This window comes from Actinomyces sp. Marseille-P3109, from assembly GCF_900323545.1.
Classification (GTDB): Bacteria; Actinomycetota; Actinomycetes; order Actinomycetales; family Actinomycetaceae; genus Actinomyces.
Window position 1 is genome coordinate 592,493 of record NZ_OOHN01000008.1, and the last position, 22,753, is coordinate 615,245.

Annotated in this window: 20 protein-coding genes; 10 read left to right on the forward strand and 10 right to left on the reverse strand. The window is 69.4% G+C overall.

Annotated elements, in window-relative coordinates:
* Positions 1-145: 145 nt before the first annotated feature.
* A complete protein-coding gene (locus BQ8008_RS02890) occupies positions 146-1,486 on the reverse strand; it encodes a CapA family protein (RefSeq protein ID WP_108834602.1) in 1,341 nt (446 codons plus the stop codon).
* A 399-nt stretch (positions 1,487-1,885) separates the two neighbouring features.
* Here BQ8008_RS02890 and pgsA point away from each other — a divergent pair, with 399 nt between their 5' ends.
* The 7 genes from pgsA to BQ8008_RS02925 all read left to right on the forward strand — a co-directional run bounded on the left by pgsA (position 1,886) and on the right by BQ8008_RS02925 (position 7,752).
* Complete coding sequence (gene pgsA / locus BQ8008_RS02895) at positions 1,886-2,509, forward strand: CDP-diacylglycerol--glycerol-3-phosphate 3-phosphatidyltransferase (protein ID WP_108832721.1); 624 nt, start codon at positions 1,886-1,888, stop codon at positions 2,507-2,509.
* The gene (locus BQ8008_RS02900) at positions 2,506-3,054 is read left to right on the forward strand and encodes a CinA family protein (protein ID WP_108832722.1); all 549 of its coding nucleotides are present in this window, start codon (positions 2,506-2,508) and stop codon (positions 3,052-3,054) included. Before pgsA ends, BQ8008_RS02900 begins: the two co-directional genes overlap by 4 nt.
* A gap of 150 nt (positions 3,055-3,204) precedes the next feature.
* Positions 3,205-3,615 (forward strand): helix-turn-helix domain-containing protein, encoded by a 411-nt coding sequence (locus BQ8008_RS02905; RefSeq protein ID WP_009233673.1) that lies wholly within the window; start codon positions 3,205-3,207, stop codon positions 3,613-3,615.
* A 132-nt stretch (positions 3,616-3,747) separates the two neighbouring features.
* Positions 3,748-3,966, forward strand: coding sequence for a DUF3046 domain-containing protein (locus BQ8008_RS02910; RefSeq protein ID WP_108834604.1), 219 nt, complete (start codon positions 3,748-3,750; stop codon positions 3,964-3,966).
* Between the two features lie 254 nt (positions 3,967-4,220).
* Entirely contained in the window at positions 4,221-5,462 is a 1,242-nt protein-coding gene (recA, locus tag BQ8008_RS02915; RefSeq protein WP_108832723.1) for a recombinase RecA, read from the forward strand.
* Positions 5,462-5,974, forward strand: a complete 513-nt coding sequence (locus tag BQ8008_RS02920) for a regulatory protein RecX (RefSeq protein ID WP_108832724.1) — start codon at positions 5,462-5,464, stop codon at positions 5,972-5,974. Before recA ends, BQ8008_RS02920 begins: the two co-directional genes overlap by 1 nt.
* 53 nt (positions 5,975-6,027) lie before the next feature.
* Positions 6,028-7,752, forward strand: a complete 1,725-nt coding sequence (locus tag BQ8008_RS02925) for a formate--tetrahydrofolate ligase (RefSeq protein WP_108832725.1) — start codon at positions 6,028-6,030, stop codon at positions 7,750-7,752.
* Positions 7,753-7,786: 34 nt separating this feature from the next.
* On the opposite strand, the gene BQ8008_RS02930 is transcribed toward BQ8008_RS02925, so the two are convergent.
* Positions 7,787-8,356 (reverse strand): TetR/AcrR family transcriptional regulator, encoded by a 570-nt coding sequence (locus tag BQ8008_RS02930; protein WP_108832726.1) that lies wholly within the window; start codon positions 8,354-8,356, stop codon positions 7,787-7,789.
* Between the two features lie 137 nt (positions 8,357-8,493).
* On the opposite strand from BQ8008_RS02930, the gene BQ8008_RS02935 reads away from it, so the two are divergent.
* Positions 8,494-9,459 carry an alpha/beta fold hydrolase gene (locus BQ8008_RS02935; protein ID WP_234415194.1) on the forward strand — a complete coding sequence of 322 codons (966 nt, stop codon included), beginning with the start codon at positions 8,494-8,496 and terminating at the stop codon, positions 9,457-9,459.
* Between the two features lie 95 nt (positions 9,460-9,554).
* Here the strand turns inward: BQ8008_RS02935 and BQ8008_RS02940 are convergent, their stop codons facing one another.
* The 4 genes from BQ8008_RS02940 to BQ8008_RS02955 form a co-directional block, all read right to left on the reverse strand.
* Positions 9,555-10,949: an ABC transporter substrate-binding protein gene (locus tag BQ8008_RS02940; RefSeq protein WP_108832728.1), complete on the reverse strand. Its 1,395-nt coding sequence runs from the start codon at positions 10,947-10,949 to the stop codon at positions 9,555-9,557.
* 8 nt (positions 10,950-10,957) lie between these two features.
* Positions 10,958-11,911, reverse strand: a complete 954-nt coding sequence (locus tag BQ8008_RS02945; protein ID WP_108832729.1) for a carbohydrate ABC transporter permease — start codon at positions 11,909-11,911, stop codon at positions 10,958-10,960.
* Positions 11,912-11,923: 12 nt separating this feature from the next.
* On the reverse strand, positions 11,924-12,835 hold the full coding sequence (locus BQ8008_RS02950) for a carbohydrate ABC transporter permease (protein WP_108832730.1): 912 nt from the start codon (positions 12,833-12,835) through the stop codon (positions 11,924-11,926).
* Positions 12,836-12,940: 105 nt separating this feature from the next.
* Entirely contained in the window at positions 12,941-15,121 is a 2,181-nt protein-coding gene (locus BQ8008_RS02955) for an alpha-galactosidase (RefSeq protein ID WP_108832731.1), read from the reverse strand.
* Between the two features lie 192 nt (positions 15,122-15,313).
* Between BQ8008_RS02955 and BQ8008_RS02960 the strand changes: the two genes are divergently transcribed.
* Both BQ8008_RS02960 and BQ8008_RS02965 read left to right on the forward strand, forming a co-directional pair.
* The gene (locus BQ8008_RS02960) at positions 15,314-16,459 is read left to right on the forward strand and encodes an ROK family transcriptional regulator (protein ID WP_108832732.1); all 1,146 of its coding nucleotides are present in this window, start codon (positions 15,314-15,316) and stop codon (positions 16,457-16,459) included.
* A 101-nt stretch (positions 16,460-16,560) separates the two neighbouring features.
* Positions 16,561-18,084 (forward strand): NAD(P)/FAD-dependent oxidoreductase, encoded by a 1,524-nt coding sequence (locus BQ8008_RS02965; RefSeq protein ID WP_108832733.1) that lies wholly within the window; start codon positions 16,561-16,563, stop codon positions 18,082-18,084.
* A gap of 4 nt (positions 18,085-18,088) precedes the next feature.
* Here the strand turns inward: BQ8008_RS02965 and gcvH are convergent, their stop codons facing one another.
* The 4 genes from gcvH to BQ8008_RS13590 are packed head-to-tail and all read right to left on the reverse strand — an operon-like array spanning position 18,089 to position 22,719.
* Entirely contained in the window at positions 18,089-18,475 is a 387-nt protein-coding gene (gene gcvH, locus BQ8008_RS02970) for a glycine cleavage system protein GcvH (RefSeq protein WP_108832734.1), read from the reverse strand.
* Positions 18,476-18,520: 45 nt separating this feature from the next.
* On the reverse strand, positions 18,521-19,786 hold the full coding sequence (locus tag BQ8008_RS02975; protein WP_108832735.1) for a glycine cleavage system aminomethyltransferase GcvT: 1,266 nt from the start codon (positions 19,784-19,786) through the stop codon (positions 18,521-18,523).
* Positions 19,787-19,816: 30 nt separating this feature from the next.
* Complete coding sequence (locus BQ8008_RS13585; RefSeq protein WP_234415196.1) at positions 19,817-21,319, reverse strand: aminotransferase class V-fold PLP-dependent enzyme; 1,503 nt, start codon at positions 21,317-21,319, stop codon at positions 19,817-19,819.
* Entirely contained in the window at positions 21,316-22,719 is a 1,404-nt protein-coding gene (locus BQ8008_RS13590; protein ID WP_234415197.1) for a hypothetical protein, read from the reverse strand. Before BQ8008_RS13590 ends, BQ8008_RS13585 begins: the two co-directional genes overlap by 4 nt.
* Positions 22,720-22,753: the final 34 nt, after the last annotated feature.

A 22,753-nucleotide genomic window follows, 5' to 3' on the forward strand; every position in this document is an offset into this window, starting at 1 on the left:
TCCTCCACGCCGACAGCTCCCGATAGCCCTTCGTCAGGTCACGTCAACCCTTCTCATCATCGTCCTCCAGCGACCCCCGTGGCTCGGCGGAGCCCGGCTCCGGATCCGCCGTTCCTGAGGCCGACGGTGTAGGACGGGGTGACTGTCACGACTGATCCGACGAGGTGGACGACTCTCGATCCGGTTCCTGACTCGGACGGGACCCGGATCTGGTGGAAGGCGAGGGCGATGCCGCGTCCGACGGGGCCGGGTGGGTCCCCACTCGTTTGATCACCTCGTCACGACTGAGGACCGTCGGAGCCTGCCCGGTAGGTTCCGGAGGCTTCGTGGCCATCGTCGAGGTGTCCTTGACGTCCGAGCCAAGCAGGCTCCAACGTCGGTCGATCTCCTGCTCGCTCAGACCCAGGTCGGCGGGACGCTCTCCGTTGTGGAGCGCCGCCAGGTCCCTGACCTTGTAGCCCCCCTCCTGATCCACCGTGAACGGGTGCCAGTTCAGTTTGTCCACGCTCACCGAGCCGTCGGCATGGGAGGTGACGTCGGCCCAGACCAGCTGACCGACGTCGGACAGCGGGCCGCAGTACGACTCGTTCTGGCTGGAGATGTAGTTGCCGGCCGAGTACGACACCCACATCCCCCTGCCCTTGACGCCCCCGGAGAGCTTCTCGGCGGGCTGGGGTACGTGGGGGTGGGCGCCGAAGAAGATGTCGACCTCACCGCTGTCGGCGAGGTCCTGGGCGTAGGAGACCTGCTCGTTGTCGGGCGTGGTCTCGTATTCCTGGCCGATCTGCGAGTGGACGACGACAAGGTCGGCTCCCGCCGCCCGAGCCGACTTCGCGGCCTTCGTGATGGCATTGACGTCATTGAGCGACACCGAGTACCCGGTGGGGTCCTCCAAGCCGTTGAGCCCCATAGTCGTGGATATCTGGGCCACGGTCACCGTGCGGTCCCCGCGCTTGAGCTCGTAGAGCGCGAAGGGTACGGAGGCGTCCTTGGCACTGCGGTGGGTGCCGGCGTGCCCCAGGCCGTGCGAGTCCAAGGCGTCCAGCGTGGCGATGACTCCCGCCTCCCCCCGGTCCGCGGAGTGGTTGGACGCGGTCGCGCAGCCGTCCCACCCGGATCTCGCCAAGGCGCCGACGACCTCGGAGGGGGCGCCGAAGGAGGGGAAGCCCGAGTAGACCCCGTCCGGAGCGACAGGAACCTCCATCCCGCACAGGGCCAGATCCAGGCCCTCGACCCAGGGAGTCTCAGCGGCGACGTTGCCGGTGATGTCCCCTGAGGCTTCCGGAGTGGAGTTCAGAACCGGCATGTGCATGAGGACGTCGCCGGCGTAACCCACGGTGAAGTGCACGTCCTGCGAGCCGCCGGCGCTGGCGGAGGCCGCCGCACCGGGAGCACTCGCATCCTGCCCGCCTTGGCTCTGCTGCTCGCGGGTGCTGCCCGCCCCGCAACCTGCGACTGCGATCACTGCGGCAAGAGTGGTGGCCATGAGCAGCCCCGGACCTCGCGACCGGTGAGGAATGCGCGCGATGCCCACGTGCCGTCGATCTCCTGACCGCCGTTCGCCCGGGCATCCGGCGGCTCGGCGCCCGCATCCGTCATTGTCGATATCTTCCAGGAAAAGTGGTGAGAATATGGAGGAAAACATATTTATGAACGTAAGAACCAAACCTTAATGAAGTGTGTGCGACCTGTGGCCTCTCGGTGGATGTCGGGCAGGATGGCAGGATTTCCGCGGAAAACAGCCGATGGGGATAGATCCCCCGTGGTGTGTTGCGTGCGGTGAATGGTGCCGGGCGCCGGAGGCGGCGTGCGCCCCCGATGTTTTTCGAACACGTTTCGAGGTTTCTCCGGCGGTGTGAGGGCGTGCACTATTAGGCTGGACTCGATGAACTCCTCGACCGCCCCGGACGGCGCCGCACAGCCAGAGCGTGCGCCGCTGCTCAACATCGCCAACGCCTTGACGGTGCTGCGACTGCTGCTCGTCCCCGTCTTCATCTGGCTCTCGCTGCTGCCGGGGGACCGGGCCAGGCTCGCGGCCGTCGTGGTGTTCGTCGTAGCGGCCTTCACCGACCGTCTCGATGGTCAGCTGGCGCGCTCGTGGGGGCTGGTGACCTCCTTCGGCAAGATCGCCGACCCGATCGCGGACAAGGCGCTGACCCTGTCCGCCTTCGTCCTGCTCAGCATCAACGGCAGGCTGTGGTGGTGGGTCACGATCCTGATCGTCGTGCGCGAGCTCGGTATCACGATCATGCGCTTCTTCATGCTGCGCCGCGCGGTCATGGCGGCCTCGCGGGGCGGCAAGATCAAGACGGCTCTCCAGATGGTGGGGCTGGTGGGGCTGCTGACGCCGTGGTCCTTCCTCTTCCTGCCCGCCGGCGTGGCCGGCCTTCTGGTCAAGGCGGCCTATGCCGTTGTGGCTGCGGCGCTGGTCGTCACCGTGGTCACGGGGCTGGACTACGTGCGAGAGGCTGTGCGCCTGAGCCGTCGGAGTGTGCGTGCCGGCCGATGAGCACCCTGGGGGCGCGAGTGCCGGTCAGGGGTGAGGGGTGCGATGAGGAGCGTTGCGCCCGTGCGGCGGCTGAGCTCTTGCGAGCAGCTGAGCATCGCGGAGTGACGGTGGCGATCGCCGAGTCGCTGACGGGCGGGCAGGTGTCCTCGACCCTGGTCGGGGTCCCTGGAGCGTCGCACGTGCTGACCGGTGCCGTGGTCGCCTACGCCACCCGTGTCAAGGCGCAGGTACTCGGTGTGGATCCCACTCACCTGGAACGGACCGGGCCGGTGGACCGCGACGTCTCTCTTCAGATGGCGCGCGGCGTTCGTCGGCTCCTCGGTGCTGATGTGGGGATGGCCACCACCGGGGTGGCGGGGCCGGGGCCGGCCGACGGTCATCCGGCGGGAACGGTCCATGTCGCCGTCGTCGCCCCCTGGGGTGAGGCGCACTGTGAGCTGCACCTGAGCGGGGAACGCGCGCAGATCCGACGTCGCACCGTGCTGAACGTGATCGAGCTGGCCGTTGCGCTTCTGAACGAGAATGCCCGCAGGGAGCGGATCTGAATACTCCTCATCACCTACAGACCGCAGACTAAGACGTGTTTCAGGTTTCTCTCAGGAATGCCGGTAGAGTTAGGTGCAACGCCAGCGGAGCCGGAGAACTGGCCTCGCACGGCGGGAATGAATCCACGACGTGAATGGTTGTGCCAGATGATGAACAACACGACTCACCCCCGCACCACTCGCCCGATCAACAACCGGATGCCGATGCGCCAGGGACCCGGGGCAGGGTACGGTGTGTCCGTGGACACCCCGAAGCATGAGAATGTCGTCCTGCGTCGCGAGATCGGAGAGGTTCTGCGCGGCGTTCGACAGCACCAGGGGCGCACGCTGCGCGAGGTCTCCTCGCAGGCCCGCGTCTCCCTGGGATACCTCTCCGAGGTTGAGCGCGGCCAGAAGGAGGCATCCTCCGAGCTGCTGGCCTCTATCTGCCAGGCGCTTGACGCCCCCCTGTCCATGGTGCTGCGCGAGGTCTCGGACCGCATTGCCCTGACCGAAGGGGTCATGATTCCGGACACAGTTCCTGACGAGCTTGTGCGTCAGCAGGGCATCGCCCTGAGGTGATCATCCGCTGACACCCTCGGCGCGGTGCTCTCGAGGTGCCGCTGACAGCGGCCGATGGGTTGACCGGCCCCGGCGGTGGGTCCACGATGAGTGGGCCCACCGCCGGGGTGTCTGTTGAGGAAGGGAGGGGTGGTGAAGCACTCGGAGTTCTGGAGTGCCGTCGAGGCGGTCTTCGGCTCGGCCTACGGTCGGTCGTTGACGCAGGACATGGTCCTGCCCGAGCTGGGCGCGACCTGCGTGCAGGCACTCGATGACGGAGTGGCGCCGGAGCGAGTGTGGGCCCTTCTGTGCGACGAGACCGAGCGCTCGGAGACTGAGCGCTGGATCTTCCGCACCGACACCCACCGCTGAGGCGGGGTGATGGGGTCGGGGTCGGAGTGATCGACACGCGCGCGACAATGGTGTCGCGATCGAACAGGTGTTCGGGTACTGTTCTCCACGAACGACGGCGACGCACCCTGGGTCCACAGGGCCGAGAAGGGGCGGAGATAGATGTCAGTGGTCAGGCATACCGTCGTTGGTGAGCCCCGGAGAGGGAACCTCGCCGAAGTTGACCAGCCATGTCCACCGCGGCTGCGAGCCGCCCCGAGAACCGAGGTAGAACAATGCCTGCTGCCAGCCAGACCCAGGACCGCTCCAAGGCCCTGGCCACCGCCCTCGCCCAGATCGACAAGAACTTCGGTAAGGGCTCCGTCATGCGCCTGGGGGACGATACCCGTCCGCCGGTCTCCGTCATCCCTACGGGGTCGGTCGCTCTTGACGTGGCCCTGGGGGTCGGAGGACTTCCACGAGGCCGCATCATCGAGGTCTACGGACCGGAGTCCTCCGGAAAGACCACCGTCGCCCTGCACGCCGTGGCCAGTGCGCAGCGGGCCGGCGGCAACGCGGCCTTCATCGACGCCGAGCACGCCCTCGACCCGGTCTATGCCAAGGCTCTGGGCGTTGACATCGACAACCTCCTGGTCTCCCAGCCGGACACCGGTGAGCAGGCCCTGGAGATCACCGACATGCTCGTGCGCTCGGGCGGCCTGGACATCATCGTCATCGACTCCGTGGCGGCCCTGGTTCCCAAGGCTGAGATCGAGGGGGAGATGGGGGACTCCCACGTCGGTCTCCAGGCGCGTCTCATGAGCCAGGCGCTGCGCAAGATCACCGGGGCCCTGTCCTCCACCGGCACCACCGCCATCTTCATCAACCAGCTGCGCGAGAAGATCGGCGTGTTCTTCGGCAACCCGGAGACCACCACCGGTGGGAAGGCCCTGAAGTTCTACGCCTCGGTGCGTCTGGACGTGCGCCGTATCGGCGGGCTCAAGGACGGTGATCAGTCCGTGGGCAACCGTACCCGGGTCAAGGTCGTCAAGAACAAGATGGCGCCGCCCTTCAAGCAGGCCGAGTTCGACATCCTCTACGGCCAGGGCATCTCCCGCGAGGGCAGTCTGCTCGATCTGGGTGTGGACAACGGCGTGGTGCGCAAGTCCGGAGCCTGGTTCACCTACGGGGAGGACCAGCTCGGTCAGGGCAAGGAGAACGCGCGCAACTTCCTCAAGGACAACCCGCAACTGGCCGCTGAGATCGAGGAGAAGATCCTCGCGGCCCTGGGGATCGGCGAGCCCGGCCGCAAGGCTCGGGAGGCTGAGGAGCTCGCTGCCGCCGAGGCCGCCGTGGCCGCGGCCGCGGTCCCGGTTGAGAACGATGACGCCGCCGCCACGAGCGCGGTCAAGACCGCTCGCGGACGTGGGAAGAAGGCCGCTGGCTCCACCAAGGCATCCAAGACCACCAAGCCTGCTAAGGAGTCCGCGACAGACGAGCCGGACACCATTTTCGGTGAGGACGCCGGCGGGTTCTGATGCCCTGGATCACTCCCGATGCCCACGCTCAGGCCGTCGAGGCGGCGCGGGAGATCGTCCTGCGTCGCCTCGACCGCAGTGCGGCCCCACGTGCTGCCCTGGTGGAGCTGCTCGAGCGCAAGGAGGTGGACCCCCGCATCGCCACCGAGGTCCTCGACCGCTTGGAAGTGGCCGGGGTGATCGATGACGCCGCCTATGCGGCGCGCCTGGCCCGCACCCGCTTCGCGGAGAAGGGAGCGGCCAGACGCGCCATCGCCGATGAGCTGTGGCGCAAGGGCCTCAGGGAGCGAGATGTCGCTGCCGCCCTGGACCAGATCGACTCCGATGACGAGGACGCGGCGGCCCTGGCACTGGCTCGCAAGAAGCTGATCTCCACCCGCCACCTGCCCTGGGAGGTGCGTCGACGCCGTACCGCGGCCATGCTGGGCCGCAAGGGCTACAGCCGGGACGTGACCATGCGGGCCATTGAGGACGCCCTCGCCGAGGAGCAGGGCGGAGAGACGGTCCCGTAAGGCAGGCTCCCGAGGGCGTGAGGCTCTTCTCGCCGACCTACTAGGCTTGCCTCATGACCCAGGTGATTCCGGCCGATGGTGGCCTTCAAACCCCGGTTGACCTCGATGCCTTGGCTGCCTCGGCGGGAATCGCCGCCGAGCACGTCATCCCCTACGGCCGCGACGTGGCCAAGATCGACCTGCGCGCTTTAGACCCGGACGACCAGGCCAACGACGGCGCTAGCGGCGCCCACTACGTCGTCGTCACCGCGATCACCCCGACTCCTTTCGGAGAGGGCAAGACCACCACCGCTATCGGTTTGGCCCAGGGGCTGACGCGTCTGGGGGAGCGGGCCGTCCTCACCCTGCGCCAGTCGGCCATGGGCCCCACCTTCGGCATCAAGGGCGGGGCCGGCGGCTCCGGGCGGGCCCGCATCCTGCCGGCCGAGCGGATGAACCTGCACCTGACCGGCGACTTCCACACCATCACCGCCGCCCACAACCTCTTGTCGGCGATGATCGACAACCACCTGCACCACGGCAACGATCTCGACATCGACGAGCGCACCATCACCTGGCCCCGGGTCCTGGACGTCAACGACCGCGCCCTGCGCCACATCGTCACCGGCCTGGGAGCCAAGATCGACGGCGTCACCAGGCAGGCCTCCTTCGACATCACCCCAGCAAGCGAGCTCATGGTCATCATGTCGCTGGCCACTGACCTGGCTGACCTGCGCGATCGCCTGGGGCGCATCGTGATCGGTCGCAACCGCAGTGGGGAGTGGATCAGTGCCGAGGACCTGAAGGCTGCTGGGGCCATGTGCGCCGTCCTGCGCGATGCGCTCGAGCCCAATCTCCTGCGCACCGGTGAGGGCACTCCCGTCCTGGTTCATACCGGCCCCTTCGGGAACATCGCCACCGGCTGCTCATCGGTGATCGCCGACCGCGTCGCCGCGGCAGGCACGAGAAGCGGCGGGTACGTCCTCACTGAGGCCGGCTTCGGGGCGGACATGGGCCTGGAGCGCTTCGTGGACCTCAAGTGCGCCGTCTCCGGGATGCATCCGCACGTGGCCGTCGTTGTGGTCACCGTCAGGGCGCTCAAGGTCCACTCCGGGCGCTACCGGATTGTCAGCGGCAAGGACCTGCCCGAGGAGATGCTCCGGGAGAGCGCCGAGGACGTGCACGCCGGTGCCGCCAATCTGCTCAAGCACCTGGATATCGTGCGGGGTTTCGGCATCACACCGGTCGTGGCCGTCAATGTCTTCCCCACCGACCACGACAGCGAGATCGAGGCGGTGGAGCGCATCGCGCGCGACGCCGGGGCCCGAGTAGCCGTCTGCCATCCCGTGACCGAGGGCGGCGAGGGCTGTCTCGACCTGGCGAGTGCCGTCGTCGAGGCCTGCCAGGAAGGATACGACGCCGCCTCCACCCGAACCGTCTACGAGACGGAGGACGACCTGCGCACCAAGATCGCCAAAGTGGCGGCCCTCTACGGAGCCGATGGTGTGGACTACACCTCTGCCACGAGCAGGCTGCTGGACGACTATGAGCGCGGCGGCTTCGGAAACCTGCCAGTCATCGTCGCCAAGACCCCGCTGTCCCTGTCCGCCGAGCCCGGTCTCAAGGGCACTCCCACCAGATGGAGGCTCCCGGTGCGCGAGGTGCGCCTGGCCGCCGGGGCGGGTTACGTCTGCGCGATCTGCGGGGGCCTATCCACCATGCCGGGGCTGCCGAGTCATCCCGCGGCCGAGCGCATCGACGTCGACGTCGCCACCGGGGAGATCGTGGGTCTGCGCTGAGCGCTGCGGCCGCACGGGTGGTGGGGGATCGTCATCACCCCCTTGAGAGGGCCTTGAGCGAGTCGACCTCCTGGTGCAGAACACGCGCGGCCTCCTCCACGGTCACCGCTCCCACCATGGCGGACTGGGCCAGGCCATTGCTCAGGGCGATCAGGCGCTCCGCCTCCTGCTCCGGCGCTCCGGCCTGTTCGAGCAGGCGGGCCGCGTAATCCAGTGTTCCGCGGGATGCCTTGGCGAGGATCTCCCTGATCTGCGGATCCGCAGTGGCCCGGGCCAGGTAGGCGTACCAGACCGAGATACCCAGCCGAAGCGCCTCGGTGCGGGGGAGAGGTTGGAGGAGCAGCTCAGTCAGGGCGTCGAGCGGCTCCAGTGCCTCGGTGCGCCCGAGGTGGACGGACTCCGCGGTGTCCACGATGGCCTGGCAGCCTGCGCTCACCAGGTCCTGCTTGGAGGCGAAGTAGTGCTGGATCCTCCCGACCGAGATCCCGGCGGCCCGCGCCACCGCCTGGTAGGAGGCCGCATGGATGCCCTGTTCGTAGATGACCTGCCACAGGGCGTGGATGATCTCGGTTCGGCGCTGCTCGTGGTCGACGATCTTGGGCATCCCTTTACAATACATGCGTATCGTATTACTCTTGCAATATGAACGTACTGCAAAAAGGGATCTCCCAGGTCTGGCGGCTGCATTCCCTCCGGCGGAGCCGTCCTCCGTGTTCCCGCAGGTCCGCGGTTCGGCGTGCGGTGAGGCTGCTCGTCGTCGCGCTTGCGCTGGTCGGCGCGGTGAGCATCGGCCGAACCGCCACGGGGTCGGCCGACGTCGGGCACTTCAGGACGGTTCAAGGACGCGAGGAGTACATCGGCTACTACCGGCAGGCCATGGGGGCCATGCCGACGCCCAGCTCGGTGCAGGACGTTGCCACCGACTTCGGAACCGTGCGGGTCTACATCTGGGACGCCGAGAACAGGGCAGCCGATCTCGACTCATCCCCCGTTGTCCTGCTGCCCGGACGTTCGTCGGGAGTGCCCATGTGGTCCGCGAACGTCCCCATCCTGACGCGCTCGCGGCAGGTCATCGCCTTCGACGCGCTCGGAGACGCGGGACTGTCCGTCCAGTCCGCTCCGCTGACGTCAATGGAGGACCAGGGCGCCTGGATCGATCAGGTGGTCACCGCCGTCGCGCCCCGGGGAGCCCACCTCGTCGGGCACTCCTTCAGCGGGGCCACCGCCACGGCCTATGCGCGGCTCCATCCCCACCGGGTCCGATCCCTGACTCTGCTGGAGCCGGTCTTCACCTTCGCCTACCCGCCGGTGGGAAAGCTCGGCTGGGTGATGGTCGCCTCCTTACCGGGGCTTCCCGAGAGTCTGCGGAATAAGGCGCTGGGGCGGATCGGGGGCGAGGACTTCGCCGGATCGGATCCCCTGGCTCTCATGATCAAGGCCGGCTCGGAGCACTTCGACGCGAATCTGCCCACCCCCTCACCGCTGATGAAGGAGGAGGCCGAATCCTTGACCATGCCCGTCTACGTCGCGATCGCCGGGAAAGACTCCCTGGCGGGAGGGAGGAAGGCCTCCGAGCGCGCCGAGGAGCTGCTGCCGGGTGCGCGGGTGCAGACCTGGAAGGACGCCACCCACTCCCTGCCGATGCAGGAGGCGGAGCCGTTGGCGCAGGTGCTTGAGCCGTTCTGGCGCCAGGCCGAGTCGGCGTGATGATTGGTCAGGTGAACGGGCTCGCCGGGGTGCGGGTGGGCCGGTGGCCGGCATCTGCCGGCCACCGGCCCCTGGGTGCTGAGAGCGCCCCGCTGTCAGTCCTTCTCGTGCTTGGAGGTCTCGAACAGGAGGTTGACCTGCTCGTTGTACTTCGTCAGCGTCGAGGCGGGTACCCGGTTCGCCCACAGGTCGTCCGTCGCGGGCTTCATGATGGCCGCCACGTCCGCGCCGAAGTAGGTCAGCGGGAAGAAGAACGTGGACCTGTCCTCCAGGTGCTGGGTGAAGGGCCTGGTAGGAAGGCCAGTTTCCTCGAAGACCTGCACGGCCTTCTCAGTGGAGGAGGAGATCGCCGGGAAGACGATCCCGTGAGAGGCCACGATGTCCTGCGCCTCGGCGGTTCCCAGGAAGGCCACCCACTTGGAGGCGTTGTCGATGTTGGCCGACTGCTTGGAGATCGAGTCGCCCAGCCCGTTGAACAGGGAGACCGACTTGCCGTTGGGGCCCACGGGATTCGCCGCGATCCCGACCTTGATGTCGAGCTTGGCGTAGGTGCCGAACATCCACGAGCCGTTGAAGCACATGGCGATCTTGCCGCTGCCGAGCTGATCTTCGGTGCCAGTCGTGGAGGAGAAGGTGCCGCGAGGGGTCATGTAGCCCTTGTCCACCAGACCGAAGTACCAGTCCATGGCGTCCTGGAAGACCTTCTCGTCGTAGCGGTAGTGATTCCCCCACGTCTCCTTGTTCGTGTAGAACCACTCGCCGGCCGATCCGGTGAAGGGACTCCACTGGGTCTGGCCGTCCCCGGTGCCGGCGTCTTTGATACCCAGTCCGTAGACGGCCACGCGGCTCCTGTCGAAGCCGGGTTCGTCCCCGCGCACGCCGTTCTTGTCCACGGTCAGGCGGGCGAGGACCTTCTCGAAGTTGCCGCCGTCGGTGGGGTTCCAGGACCAGCCGGCCAGGTCGGCCTCGGTCAGACCGGCCTGGGTGAGCATGTCCCGGTTGTAGAAGACCGCCACGGTGTCCCAGTCCTTGGGGCAGCCGTACTGGTGCCCGTCTTCCCCCTTCCACAGGTTGATGAGGCCCTCCTGGAAGGCCGACTCGTCGATGTCCGCCCAGGCGGCCTGTTTCTCCAACGGGACCAGGACCTCCAGGTCGGCGAACTGGGCGAACTTGGTGATGTGGTCGGTGAAGGCGTCCGGTCCGGTTCCGGCGATGAAACCGGCCGTCAGCTTGGTCCAGTAGTCGTCCCAGGCGATCTGGGTGATATTGACCTTGATGCCGGTCTTGGCCTCGAAGGCCTTGGCGCAGGCCTCGTAGGCGGGCAGCTGGCTGGCGTCCCACATCCAGTACTCCACGGCGCCGGATCCCGACTTCCTGGAGCCGCCGGAGCAGGCGGCCAGGGTCAGGGCGGCCGCGCCCGAGGCCAGGCCGCACAGGAGGCCGCGGCGCGACAGTGAGGAGCGAAGAGGGCTGATCGGTTGAGTCGTCATCTGGTGCCTCACTTGATTCCGGTAAAGCCGATGGAGTTGACGATGCGCCGGGCGAAGGCCATGAACAGCAGGAGCATCGGGAGGGCGGCCACGAGCGTGGCGGCCATGAGCCCGGCCCAGTCGGGACCGGTCTGCGGGGCCTGGGAGCGGAAGACCGCCAGAGCCACCGTGAGCACCCGTGAGGAGTCCGTGTAGGAGACCAGCAGAGGCCAGAAGTAGTCGTTCCAGGCCGTGATGTAGGTCAGGATCGCCAGCGTCGAGATCGGGGCCTTGGCCATGGGCAGGATGAGGGTGAAGAACACCCGGACCTTCGAGGCTCCGTCGAGCAGCGCGGCCTCCTCCAGCTCACGCGGTATGTTCATGAAGAACTGCTTGAGGAAGAACACCGCGAAGGGCGTCATGAACATGGTCGGCAGCGCTACCCCGAGGAAGGTGTCGATGAGGTGGAGCTGCTTGACCAGCACGAAGTTGGGCAGGAGCGTGAAGATCGAGGGGACCATGAGGGCGCCCAGGAACACGGCGAAGACCATGTCGCGTCCCTTCCAGCGCAGGCGGGAGAAGGAGTAGGCGGCCATCGCCGAGAAGAAGACCTGCCCAACGGTGACCAGTGTGGAGATGATGACCGAGTTGCGCAGGTAGACCCAGAAGTTGATGGCTGCGCCGCTGCCGCCGTCGGCCAGGGCCTCTTCAGTGGACTGCATGCCGAAGACGCGGGCGAAGCCGCGCAGGTTGATGTCCACCGGCAGCAGGCTGGTGGGGTTGGCCGTGATGCCCGCGTTGGAGGACAGAGCCGTGCGCAGGACCCAGTAGAAGGGCAGGAGCGTGAACAGCATGATGAGGATCATCGCCGCCCAGGCCAGGACCTTGCCGACGGTGAACCGGCGGCTGGGGGCCTCGGAGGGCGCCGCAGTGGCTGCCTTGGGGGACTTTGCGGAGGACACGGATGCGGTTGTCGTTGTCATGGGTGGTCCTCCTCAGTCCAGGTCCGTCTCGCCCGCACGGGTCATGCGGTACTGCAGGATCGTGATCGCTGCCAGGACGAACAGCAGCCCCACCGCCATGGCGGAGGCATATCCGAACTGGAAACGTCCGAAGGCCATGTCGTAGATGTAGTACTGCAGCACGCGGGTGGCGTTGACGGGGCCGCCCTGGGTGGCCACGGAGACGGTGTCGAAGACCTGGAAGGAACCGATCATCGTCATGATGAGTACCAGCGCCAGGATGGGACGCAGCAGCGGGACGGTGATCCTCCAGAACATCCGCCACTCGCTGGCGCCGTCCATCTTGCCGGCCTCGTAGACCGTGCTCGGGATCGACTGCAGGCCCGCGAAGATGAGCAGGGCCGTGTAGCCCACGTGCCGCCACACGTTGATGATGGCGATGGTGGGGATGGCCATCGATGAGGAGAAGAAGTCGACGGCGGAGCCCGTCAGGGACTCCAGGAGCTGGTTGGTGATGCCCAGCGTGTTGTCCAGGATCCACAGCCACAGCATGGCGGCGACCACGTTGGAGACCAGGTAGGGCGTCAGCACGATGGATCGCACGAAGGTGGACTGGGTCAGGCGCTGCATGAGGACGGCGATGAGGAGCGCCAGGATCGTCTGCAGACCGATGTTGATGACCACGTACTCCACGGTGACGACGACGGCGTTCCAGAAGGTGTCGTCCTGGACCATGCGCTTGTAGTTGTCCAGGCCGGTGAACTCCTCGGGGGTCAGGAGGTTGTACTCGGTGAAGGACAGCCAGATGCCTCGGATGAGGGGCCAGATGTAGAAGGCGACGAGGCCGATCGTCGCCGGGAGGATGAAGGCGAGGCCGAGCTTGAGGTCGGAGCGTGGCTTGCGTTGCCGACGCGATGGTCGTGCGACCAGGGTCGAAGTTGACATCGGGTCTCCAAATCGACGGTGATGTGGGAAGTGTGAGAGCAGGTCGAAGGCGGGTGGGCGGACAGAGGAGAAGTCGGATCAGAACGGTGAAGACGGACAGGGCCGTCAGTCGACGGCGCTCACGCGCAGCAGGACGAGGTGGTCGGGGTGCAGCACCGGCAGTGCCAGACCCGTGGTGGTCAGGTAGGAGCCGGGCAGGGTGACGCCCTGGGCCATCCAGCCCGCTGTGAGGCTCAGCTCGGGGTAGGTCGGCGCCGCCAGGCGCACGTGGTACCGGCGCGAGGGGTCCAGGCCGGGAAGTGGGCGCGGCGCCGTGGGCCAGGCCAGGAGCTGGCCCAGCGAGGCGATCTCGAACAGCGCATCGGAGCGGTCGGGGGCGACGACGCCCTCGATGCGCAGCATGTCGTCGTCGGGCAGGTCCGCGTGGACCGTCACGCCCGAGTGCAGAAGACCGCGCAGCTCCTTGTGCAGCGCGATGATGGAGGCCAGGCGCTCGCGGGTGGCGGCGTCGGCCTCGGTGAGGTCCCACTCCACGCCCATGTGGCCCCACAGGGCGGTTCCGGCCCGGAAGTCGAGGTCGAGGTCGCGCAGGGTGGTGTGGGCCCGTCCGGAGCCGACGTGGGTGCCCACGAGCTCGGGGGGAAGCAGCAGCATGGTGCCGCGCTGGATGTTCTGGCGGTCGTGGGCGTCGATGCAGTCCGAGGCCCACACCCGCTGGGTGCGCTCCATGATCCCCAGGTCGACGCGGCCGCCGCCGCCGGCGCAGGACTCGATCTCCAGGGCGGGGAAGCGCTCATGGAGCGCGTCCAGGAGCCGGTAGAGGGCCAGGGTCTGGTCGTGGACGGCCGCCGCCCCCCGGCGCCCCGCCGTGGGGGCGGCGACCTCGTGGCCCGTGGCCAGCAGGGGTGAGTTGTGGTCCCACTTGAGGTAGGCGATGTCCAGGCGCTCCACGAGGGAGGAGACGGCGTCGAACAGGTACTCCCAGGCCCCGGGGGCGCTCAGGTCCAGGACCCGCTGGTGGCGGTGCTCGGGTGCCCCGCCGGCGCCGTCGGACAGGATCCACTCCGGGTGGGCGCGGGCCAGCTCGGAGTCGACGTTGATCATCTCCGGCTCGAACCACAGGCCGAACTCCATGCCCAGGGCGTGGACGTGCTCCACGAGCGGTTCGAGGCCGTCGGGCCAGGCCTCGGGGGAGACCTGCCAGTCGCCCAGGCCCGAGGTGTCGTCGCGTCGGGAGCCGAACCAGCCGTCGTCCAGGACGTAGCGCTCGATGCCGATCTGGGCCGCGGCGTCGGCCAGGGCCTTGAGCTTGTCGAGGTCGTGGTCGAAGTAGACGGCCTCCCAGGTGTTGAGCAGTACCGGGCGGGGGCGCTCGGGATGGGCGGGCAGCGAGCGCAGCCAGGCGTGGCTGCGGTGGGCCAGGGCGTCGAGTCCCTCACCCCAGGAGAAGACGGTCCACGGCGAGGTGTAGGTCTGGCCGGGGGCCAGCGAGACCTCGCCCGGCAGGAGCAGCTCCCCGGCTCCCAGGAGCTTGCGCCCCGAGGCCGGGTTCATCGCCAGGTGGCGGACGTTGCCGGACCAGGCGACGTGGACTGCGTGGACGCGTCCGCTGCGCCAGCCGAAGCCGGTGGGACCGGCGGCCAGCCAGGTGACGGCGTCGTGCCCCGGGCGCCCCTCCCAGGACTCGCGCAGGCGGGTGCCGGGGGGGAAGGGAGTGCGCACGAGCCTGCGCTCCTGGACGTGGTGGCCGGTGGTGTCGAGCAGCTCGTCGGCGCTGTCGGGTACGGGCAGCACCGGGGTCAGCTCGCCGACGACGAGGTCGGCTCCCTGCTCGCTGCCGGACTCGGGGCGGTCGTCGCGGACCCAGGCGCGCACGCGCACCAGTCCGCAGGGCTCCAGGCGCAGCTCGGTTCCCAGGGTGAGCTCGTGGGCGGGGTCGGTTCCGCTGGAGCGGACCACGCGGGTGGTACCGGCAGGAGTGTCCTCGGCGCCCTCCTCGTGGGTGAAGGCGGTGGGGTGGGGCGAGAAGGCGGAGCCGTCGGTGCGCGAGAGCGCCACGGCGGGGCGCGCGTTCCAGCCCAGGTGGGCCAGGGGCAGGATCGGCAGGTCGTTGGTGATCCAGGCGGTGTTGGTGCCCAGAGAGGTCGCTGCGGCCTGGCCCGCGTCGGCCAGGTCCTCGCCGCTGACATCGCCCAGGTCGGGGCCCCAGTGGCGCACCACCGGGAAGCGGTCGTCGGGCAGGTCGAGGACCACGGAGGTGTCGGCGCATCGCAGATGGAGGGTCATCATCGTCCTTCCGGGAGGGGGGAGTCCGGAGCCAAGGTGATTCCTTGTAGAATGAAAATAATTGATGATGCCAGATTTCGCAAGGGTTTGCCCTACAGTGTCGGTACAAAGCGGATGGCGCCTGGCGTCGTCCCAGGTCACGGGCCCTGCGGCCCGTCATGAAGATGGCAACGGCAGGAACAGGAGCCGGCGATGGATGGTGGTGGACGCAGCCTCGGAGCCCGGGCGCTGCTCTCCCTGATCTCTGTCGGCGCTATGAGTCGCGGTGACCTCGGGGAGCGTTTGGGCTTGTCCCCTGCGACGACGACGCGCACGGTGCGCCCGCTCATCGAGGCCGGTCTCATCGAGGAGCAACCGCCGGTGGAGGTGGGCGGGCCGGGGCGGCCCACCCGTCTCCTGGCCGTCGCTCCGAACAGCGCCACCGTCGCAGGTATCAAGCTCACTGCCGACCGCCTCTACGCCGTCCTGACCGACCCGCTGGGCGAGGTCCTGATCGATGACTCCCTGCCGCTGATCGAGACCGACGCCGAGTCCGTCACCTCCCTCATCGCGTCGGTGGTGATGCGCCTGGCCGAGCGCAGCGGCCGACGGCCGGACGCCATCGGGATCTCCCTGGGGGCGGCCGTCGTCGGAAGGCGGACCGTGGTGGTGGCCGCCTTCCTGGGGTGGCGCGATGTTCCCCTGGCCGCCATGATCACCGAGGCCACCGGGCTGCCCTGCGCCGTGGCCAACGACGTGCGCGCCTTCGCCTACGCCGAGGCCTGGTTCGGGGCGGGGCGGGGAAAGAGTCCCTTCGCCCTGGTCACCCTGGGGGCCGGTATCGGCTGCGGCATCGTGGTGGGCGGCGAGATCCTCTCCGGGGCGAAGGGAGCGGCCGGAAGCGTCGGTCACCTCCCGGTGGATCCGACCGGACCGAGCTGCGAGATCGGGCACCCGGGGTGCGCTCGGGCCCTGGCCTCGACAGCGGGGATCCTTCGGGCGTCAGCCGAGCATCTGGGGTGCGCGGTGGAGGAGCTGAGCCTTGAGCGGCTCCTGAGTCCCGGAATGCGTCGGGGCAGTGGTGTCGACGACGTTCTGCGGCGTGCGGCACTGGCGGCCGGGAGGGTCGTGGGGACCCTTATCGCCTACGTCGACCCTGAGCTCGTCGTCGTCTCGGGGGAGGGGATCGCCTTGGTGGAGGCCTACCGGGAGACCTTCGAGAAGGAGGTGGACGGCCTGCGGCACTGGGCGGCCGCCCCGGTCCCCGTCCTGCTGCGCCCCTTCGAGTTCGACGAGTGGGCGCGGGGCGCAGCCGCGCTGGCGCTGGAGCAGTGGACGGTGGTGGCGGGCGACAGGTGAGGGCCGCTCGCGGGCGCGCAGAGGCGCACTGTGATGGGAACCATGCCTGGGAACTAGGTCCTAGCGTGGTCTTGGAATAAGGGTGCCCTTAGATTGTGCGCATGAGTCGCCGCACCACCATTGCCCTGTCGACCGCCGGCCTCCTGGCCGCCGGAGCCGCCCTCGCACTGGCCGTACGTCCGGCCCGCCACGACGTCCCCGACGTCGCCGCCGGCACGGACAGCCGCCGTCCGCCCCGCGTCGTCATCGCCGGCGGCGGCTACGTCGGCTTCTGCGTCGCCCGGGCCCTGCGCGCCCAGCTCAACCTCGACCAGGTCGAGATCGCGATCATCGACTCGCGCGCCTACATGACCTACCAGCCCTTCCTTCCGGAGGTCGCGGCCGGCTCCATCCAGCCGCGCCACGTCATCGCCCCCCACCGCCGTAACCTCGACGGCGTCACCATCATCACCGGCGCCGTCACCGCCATCGACCACGCGGGCCGCACCGTCACCGTGCGTCCTCCGACCCCCCAGTCCACGCACGAGCGGGTCGAGCCCTACACCTTGACCTACGACCACCTCGTCATCGCCCTGGGCGCCGAGGCCCGCACCCTGCCGATCCCCGGCCTGGCGGAGCAGGCCATGGGCTTCAAGCAGGTCGAGGAGGCCACCGCCCTGCGCAACCGGGTCCTGACCCGTATCGAGGACGCCGCCTCCACGTGGGACACCGAGCGCCGCAGGCGCCTGCTCACCTTCGTCTTCGTCGGAGGAGGCTTCGCGGGCGTCGAGGCCATCGCCGAGCTCGAGGACATGGCGCGCGCGACCGTGCGCACCATCCCCTCCATCGAGCAGCGCGACGTCCGCTTCGTCCTCGTCGAGGGCTCGCGCCGCATCCTGCCCGAGCTCACTGAGGAGCTCTCCGGCTACGGGCTGCAGCAGCTGCTTGAGCGCGGCATCGATGTGCGGCTCAACACCTTCCTCAGCTCCTGCGTCGACGGTCACGTCGTCCTGTCCGACGGCACCGAGTTCGACGCCGACACCATCGTGTGGACCGCCGGCGTCAAGGCCGCCCCGGTGCTGCAGACCGCCTCCGACCTGCCCATCGACGCCCGCGGCCGTGTCACCGCGCTGCCCACCCTCCAGGTCGCGCGCGACGGAGCGCCGGTCGAGGGCGCCTGGGCCGCCGGCGACTGCGCCGCCGTCCCGGACCTGACCTCCGAGGACCCCGAGGCCACCTGCGCCCCCACCGCCCAGCACGCGGTGCGTCAGGCCAAGCTGCTGGCCGACAACCTCGTGGCCGTCCTCGCCGCCGGGGACGAGAACGGTGTGCCTCTGAAGTCCTACGCGCACGCGAACCTGGGCACCGTGGCCTCCCTGGGCATCGGCAAGGGCGTCGCACGCATCATGGGTCGGGACCTGCGCGGCTTCACCGCCTGGACCGCTCATCGCGGCTACCACGTCTACGCGATGCCGACCCTCAACCGGAAGGTACGCATCATGATGGACTGGTTCGCCGCCGTCGTCTTTCGTCGCGACCTGGCCTCCTTCGGCTCCATCGCCGAGCCCGGCGCGGCCTTCGCCACGGCGGCCCGTCACGACGCCGACCTCGCCGCCCGCCGCAAGGCCACCGAGAGCGGGGCCTGAGCACTCAGCCGTCGACGACGGCGTCGAACCTGTCTGCGTAGTCCTGGGCGCTGAGCAGATCTCCCTCAGCGCTGACCGTCACCGTGAACAGCCAGCCGGCGCCGTACGGGTCCTCGTTGACGGTGCCCGGCTCGTCGACGACCGCCTCGTTGACGTCGACGACGGTGCCGCTCACGGGTGAGACGAGGTCCGAGACGGACTTGGTCGACTCGAGCTCGCCGCAGGGCTCGCCCGCCTCGACCTGGGCGCCGACCTCGGGCAGGTCGACGAAGACGACCTCACCGAGAGCATCGGCGGCGACTGTGGTGATGCCCACGCGTGCGGGCTCACCGTCCTCCAGCCACTCGTGGTCGATGCTGTAGCGCAGGTGAGCGCGCACGCTCTGAGCCATGATGGGGTCCTTCCTGTCAGGAGGTGGTGGGTGGTGCGGGATGCCTTATCGGGTCCGCTTGTAGAAGGGGGAGTCGACGACCGTGACCTCCAGCGGCCTGCCGCGCACGTCGGCGACGAGCGCCGTGCCCACGGGCCAGGCGGGGGCGTCCTCACGCCAGGGACGCAGGAGCGCCAGGGCCACGGGGTGACCCAGCGTGGGTGACAGCAGGCCGGAGGTCACCGCACCGAGCACCTCGCCGTTGTCGCCCAGCACCGGCGCACCGGCCCGGGCAGCACGCCGACCCTCAGCGGTCAGGGGAACCAGCACCGAGGTGCCCTCGGTGCCCTCCTGCTCGGCCCGGGCGGCCAGGGCGTCACGTCCGACGAAAGCGCCCTTGTTGAGCCGCACCACCGCGCCCAGGCCGGCGTCGTAGGGCGTCATCCCCTCGTGGAGCTCGTGCCCGTACAGGGGCATCCCGGCCTCCAGCCGCAGGGAGTCGCGCGCCGCCAGTCCGCAGGGGGTCAGCGCCGGCACCGGCTCGCCGTCGATGACGGTGGGCCCCAGGGCCGCCGCGGCACTGGTGATGACCGTCCACAGGTCCACGGCGTCCTCCGCGCCGCAGAACAGCTCGAAGCCGTCCTCACCCGTGTAGCCGGTACGGGCCAGCAGCACCGAGTGCCCCGCCGTCGTCGCCCTGACGGCCGCGTAGAAGCGCAGGCGCTCCAAGAGCGTGGGACCGCACAGCACGTCCGGTCCGCAGTCGTCCTTCTCCGAGCCCTCAAGGGGCCTGAGAGCGCCGGGCATGGCGGCACCGGACTCGATGACGCCGACGAGCACCTCTTGCGCCCGCGGCCCCTGGACGGCGATGAGGCAGGTGGGCAGGGAGATGTCCTCGACCGTGCAGTCGAATCCCGCGCAGCGGGCGACCAGCTCGGCGGCGACGCGCTCGCGGTTGCCGGCGTTGGGCACCACGAGGTACTCCTCGTCGCCCACGTGGTAGACGATGAGGTCGTCGATGACCCCGCCGGAGGGAGAGACGATCATCGTGTAGCGGGCGCGCCCCACCGCCACGGCGGACAGGGCCCCCACGAGCGCGTGGTCCAGGGCGGCCCCCGCCTCGGGGCCGGTGACCTTGACCTCACCCATGTGGGACAAATCGAAGATCCCCGCGCTACGGCGCACCGCGTGGTGCTCGGCCAGGTCAGAGGTGTAGCGCAACGGCATCTGCCAGCCGCCGAAGTCGGTGAAGGACGCGCCCAGGGCCGTGTGCACGCGGTGCAGGGGCGTGGTGCGCAGGACGGCTGCGCTGGTCTCGGTGTGCTTGCTCATCGCTGTCTCCTCGTCAGACGTGGTCTCGGCTCAGGCCTCGTGCGCCTCGAAGGCATCGGGTGGCGGGCAGGTGCACATCAGGTGGCGGTCGCCCCACGCGTTGTCCACCCGCGAGACCGGGGGGAAGTACTTGTCCGTCTCCATGCCCGCCAGCGGGAAGGCCGCGGTGGCGCGCGAGTAGGGCCGCTGCCACGGCTCGGCCGTGACGGCCGCCAGCGTGTGCGGCGAGCGGCGCAGCACTGAGTCCTCCAGCGCCACGGCCCCTGAGGCGACCTCGTCGATCTCGGCACGGATCGAGCGCATGGCCGCGATGAATCGGTCCAGCTCGGCCAGGGGCTCGGACTCGGTGGGCTCGACCATGAGCGTGCCGGCCACGGGGAAGGAGAGGGTCGGTGCGTGGAACCCGTAGTCGATGAGCCTCTTGGCCACGTCCTCGGCGCTGACACCGGTGGCGGCGGTGAGCGCACGCAGGTCGAGGACGCACTCGTGCGCCACGTGCCCGCGGTGGGTGTACAGGGTGGGGAAGACGTCGGCGAGCGCCTGCGAGAGGTAGCTCGCGTGGGCCAGCGCCGTGAGGGTGACCCGGCGCAGATCGGCGTCGGTGAGCGTGGCCAGGTACGTCCAGGCCAGCGGCATGACTCCCGCCGAGCCGAAGCGGGCCCCCATGGCCGCAGCCCCGCCGAAGCTCCGGTCATGGTCCTCGTCCGTCGGGACGGCCGATCCGCCGGGACCGGCCGGAAGGTAGGGGGCCAGGTGCTCCTTGACGACGACGGGGCCCACGCCCGGACCGCCGCCGCCGTGAGGGATGGCGAAGGTCTTGTGCAGGTTGAGGTGGGACACATCGCCACCGAGGTCACCCGGGCGCAGTAGCCCCGTGAGGGCGTTGAGGTTGGCGCCGTCGATGTAGACCTGGCCGCCGGCGTCGTGGACGAGGGCGGTGACCTCAGTGACCTGCGGCTCGAAGACGCCGTGGGTGGACGGGTACGTGAGCATGATGGCCGCGACGCGTTCACCGTGCTCGGCCAGGAGCCCGCGCAGATGGTCGACGTCGATGGAGCCGTCCTCGGCGGTGGCGACCACCTTGACGCTGAAGCCGGCGCCGGCGGCCGAGGCGGCGTTCGTGCCGTGGGCGCTGGCGGGTACCAGGACGAGGTCGCGCTGCTGCTGCCCGGTGGCCCTGAGGTAGCCGCGCACCGCCAGCAGGCCGGCGAGCTCGCCCTGGGCGCCGGAGGCCGGCTGCAGGCTGCACCGGTCGTAGCCGGTCAGCTGCGCCAACCGGTCGGCGAGACCGTCCAGCAGCAGGCGCCAGCCGCGTGTCTGGGTCGCGGGGGCGTAGGGGTGGGTGCCGGCGAGCCCGGGGCTGAGCCACACGGCCGACTGCGCGGCCGCGTTGAGCTTGAGGGTGCACGAGCCCAGCGGGATCATCGTCCGGTCGAGGGCGAGGTCACGGTCCGCCAGCCGCCGGATGTAGCGCACGAGGGCGGTCTCGCTGCGGTGACGGTGGAAGCTCGGGTGGGTCAGGAAGTTGCTCATGCGCGCCAGTGACGCGGGCAGAGGGAACCGAGGGGCACCGTCGTTGCCCGGGGCGGGGGGGCGTCGGCGAGCGCCCGCAGGACCGTGGTGACGTCGTCGTCCGTGGTGGTCTCGTTGACACTCACACCCACGTGGTCGGTGTCGAGCAGGCGCAGGTTGTAGCCCAGCGCCTCAGCGCGCTCGACGGCGTGGCGGGCGGCGCCGGGCAGACGCACGCTCACCGTGTCGAAGAACTCCTCGTGCTCGAGGGCGAGCCCGAGCGCGCAGGCGCCGACGGCCAGCTGCTCGGCCTGGCGGTGCACGTGCTCGGCGATGGACACCAGGCCCTCGGGGCCGTGGTAGACCGCGTAGAAGGCCGCGACGACCGCCAGCAGGGCCTGCGCGGTGCAGATATTCGAGGTGGCCTTCTCCCGGCGGATGTGCTGCTCGCGGGTCTGCAGGGCCAGGCGGTAGGCCTCACGGCCCTCGGTGTCCCGGGAGACGCCGACGACGCGTCCCGGCAGTTGGCGCCGCAGCGCCTCGGTGACGGACATGAAGCCCGGGTGGGGGCCGCCGAAGAACAGGGGCACTCCCAGGCGCTGCGCGGTGCCGACGGCGATGTCCGCGCCGACGGCGCCCGGCTCGGTCAGCAGCGTCAGGGCCAGCGGGTCGGCGTCGACTGCCACCAGGCCGCCGCGGGCGTGGACGGCCGCGACGGCACCGGCGAGGTCCTGGACGAGTCCGCGGCTGGTGGTGTGGGCCAGAACCGCCCCGGTCAGGGGCGCGCCGTCGGCGGTGATCGCGGAGGTGCAGACGACCTCGACGTCGATGCCCAGGGCCTCGGCCCGGGCCGAGGCCACCTCGATGAGCTGGGGGTGCAGGCCGGAGTCGAGGAGCACGGGGGCGTCGGGGCCGCGGTGCGCGCGCGCCATGAGCAGGACGGCCTCGGCCACGGCCGTGGCCTCGTCCAGCAGGGAGGTGCAGGCCACCGGCAGGCCGGTGAGATCGGCCACGACGGTCTGGAACAGCAGCTGGGCCTCCAGGCGCCCCTGGCTGATCTCCGCCTGGTAGGGGGTGTAGGCGGTGGTCCAGGCGGGGTTGGACAGGACGTCGCGCACGATGACGGCGGGGGTGACGGTGGGGTGGTAGCCGCGCCCGATCATCTCGGTGTGCGGGTCGTTGAGGGCGGCCAGGGACCTGAGCGCGCTGACGGCCTCGTCCTCGCTCAGCCCGCCGACGACGGCATCGGGTCGCTCGGGCTGCTGCGGGAGGTCGAGGACGGGCAGGGTGGCGGGGACCACCCGGGCGGCCAGGTCCTCCAGGCTCCGAGCACCGATGCTGGTCAGGACCGTGTCCAGGTCCGCTCCCGTCGTGCCCAGGTGCCGGTCCGGGAAGCGCGTGGGTGTGTGGGGCGCCGTCATGACCCTCCCTCTCGTCGTGTGGCGCGTCACATCC

Bases quoted from the DNA above. Each gene is read 5' to 3' on its own strand.
- BQ8008_RS02900 (WP_108832722.1), top strand. From the start codon at position 2,506: ATGAGCACCCTGGGGGCGCGAGTGCCGGTCAGGGGTGAGGGGTGCGAT.
- BQ8008_RS02975 (WP_108832735.1), bottom strand. From the start codon at position 19,786: ATGAGCAAGCACACCGAGACCAGCGCAGCCGTCCTGCGCACCACGCCC.
- BQ8008_RS02945 (WP_108832729.1), bottom strand. From the start codon at position 11,911: ATGACAACGACAACCGCATCCGTGTCCTCCGCAAAGTCCCCCAAGGCA.
- BQ8008_RS02965 (WP_108832733.1), top strand. From the start codon at position 16,561: ATGAGTCGCCGCACCACCATTGCCCTGTCGACCGCCGGCCTCCTGGCC.
- BQ8008_RS02955 (WP_108832731.1), bottom strand. From the start codon at position 15,121: ATGACCCTCCATCTGCGATGCGCCGACACCTCCGTGGTCCTCGACCTG.
- BQ8008_RS02920 (WP_108832724.1), top strand. From the start codon at position 5,462: ATGCCCTGGATCACTCCCGATGCCCACGCTCAGGCCGTCGAGGCGGCG.
- BQ8008_RS13585 (WP_234415196.1), bottom strand. From the start codon at position 21,319: ATGAGCAACTTCCTGACCCACCCGAGCTTCCACCGTCACCGCAGCGAG.
- BQ8008_RS02905 (WP_009233673.1), top strand. From the start codon at position 3,205: ATGAACAACACGACTCACCCCCGCACCACTCGCCCGATCAACAACCGG.
- BQ8008_RS13590 (WP_234415197.1), bottom strand. From the start codon at position 22,719: ATGACGGCGCCCCACACACCCACGCGCTTCCCGGACCGGCACCTGGGC.
- BQ8008_RS02950 (WP_108832730.1), bottom strand. From the start codon at position 12,835: ATGTCAACTTCGACCCTGGTCGCACGACCATCGCGTCGGCAACGCAAG.
- BQ8008_RS02925 (WP_108832725.1), top strand. From the start codon at position 6,028: ATGACCCAGGTGATTCCGGCCGATGGTGGCCTTCAAACCCCGGTTGAC.
- BQ8008_RS02940 (WP_108832728.1), bottom strand. From the start codon at position 10,949: ATGACGACTCAACCGATCAGCCCTCTTCGCTCCTCACTGTCGCGCCGC.
- pgsA (WP_108832721.1), top strand. From the start codon at position 1,886: ATGAACTCCTCGACCGCCCCGGACGGCGCCGCACAGCCAGAGCGTGCG.
- recA (WP_108832723.1), top strand. From the start codon at position 4,221: ATGCCTGCTGCCAGCCAGACCCAGGACCGCTCCAAGGCCCTGGCCACC.
- BQ8008_RS02960 (WP_108832732.1), top strand. From the start codon at position 15,314: ATGGATGGTGGTGGACGCAGCCTCGGAGCCCGGGCGCTGCTCTCCCTG.
- BQ8008_RS02930 (WP_108832726.1), bottom strand. From the start codon at position 8,356: ATGCCCAAGATCGTCGACCACGAGCAGCGCCGAACCGAGATCATCCAC.
- BQ8008_RS02890 (WP_108834602.1), bottom strand. From the start codon at position 1,486: ATGGCCACCACTCTTGCCGCAGTGATCGCAGTCGCAGGTTGCGGGGCG.
- gcvH (WP_108832734.1), bottom strand. From the start codon at position 18,475: ATGGCTCAGAGCGTGCGCGCTCACCTGCGCTACAGCATCGACCACGAG.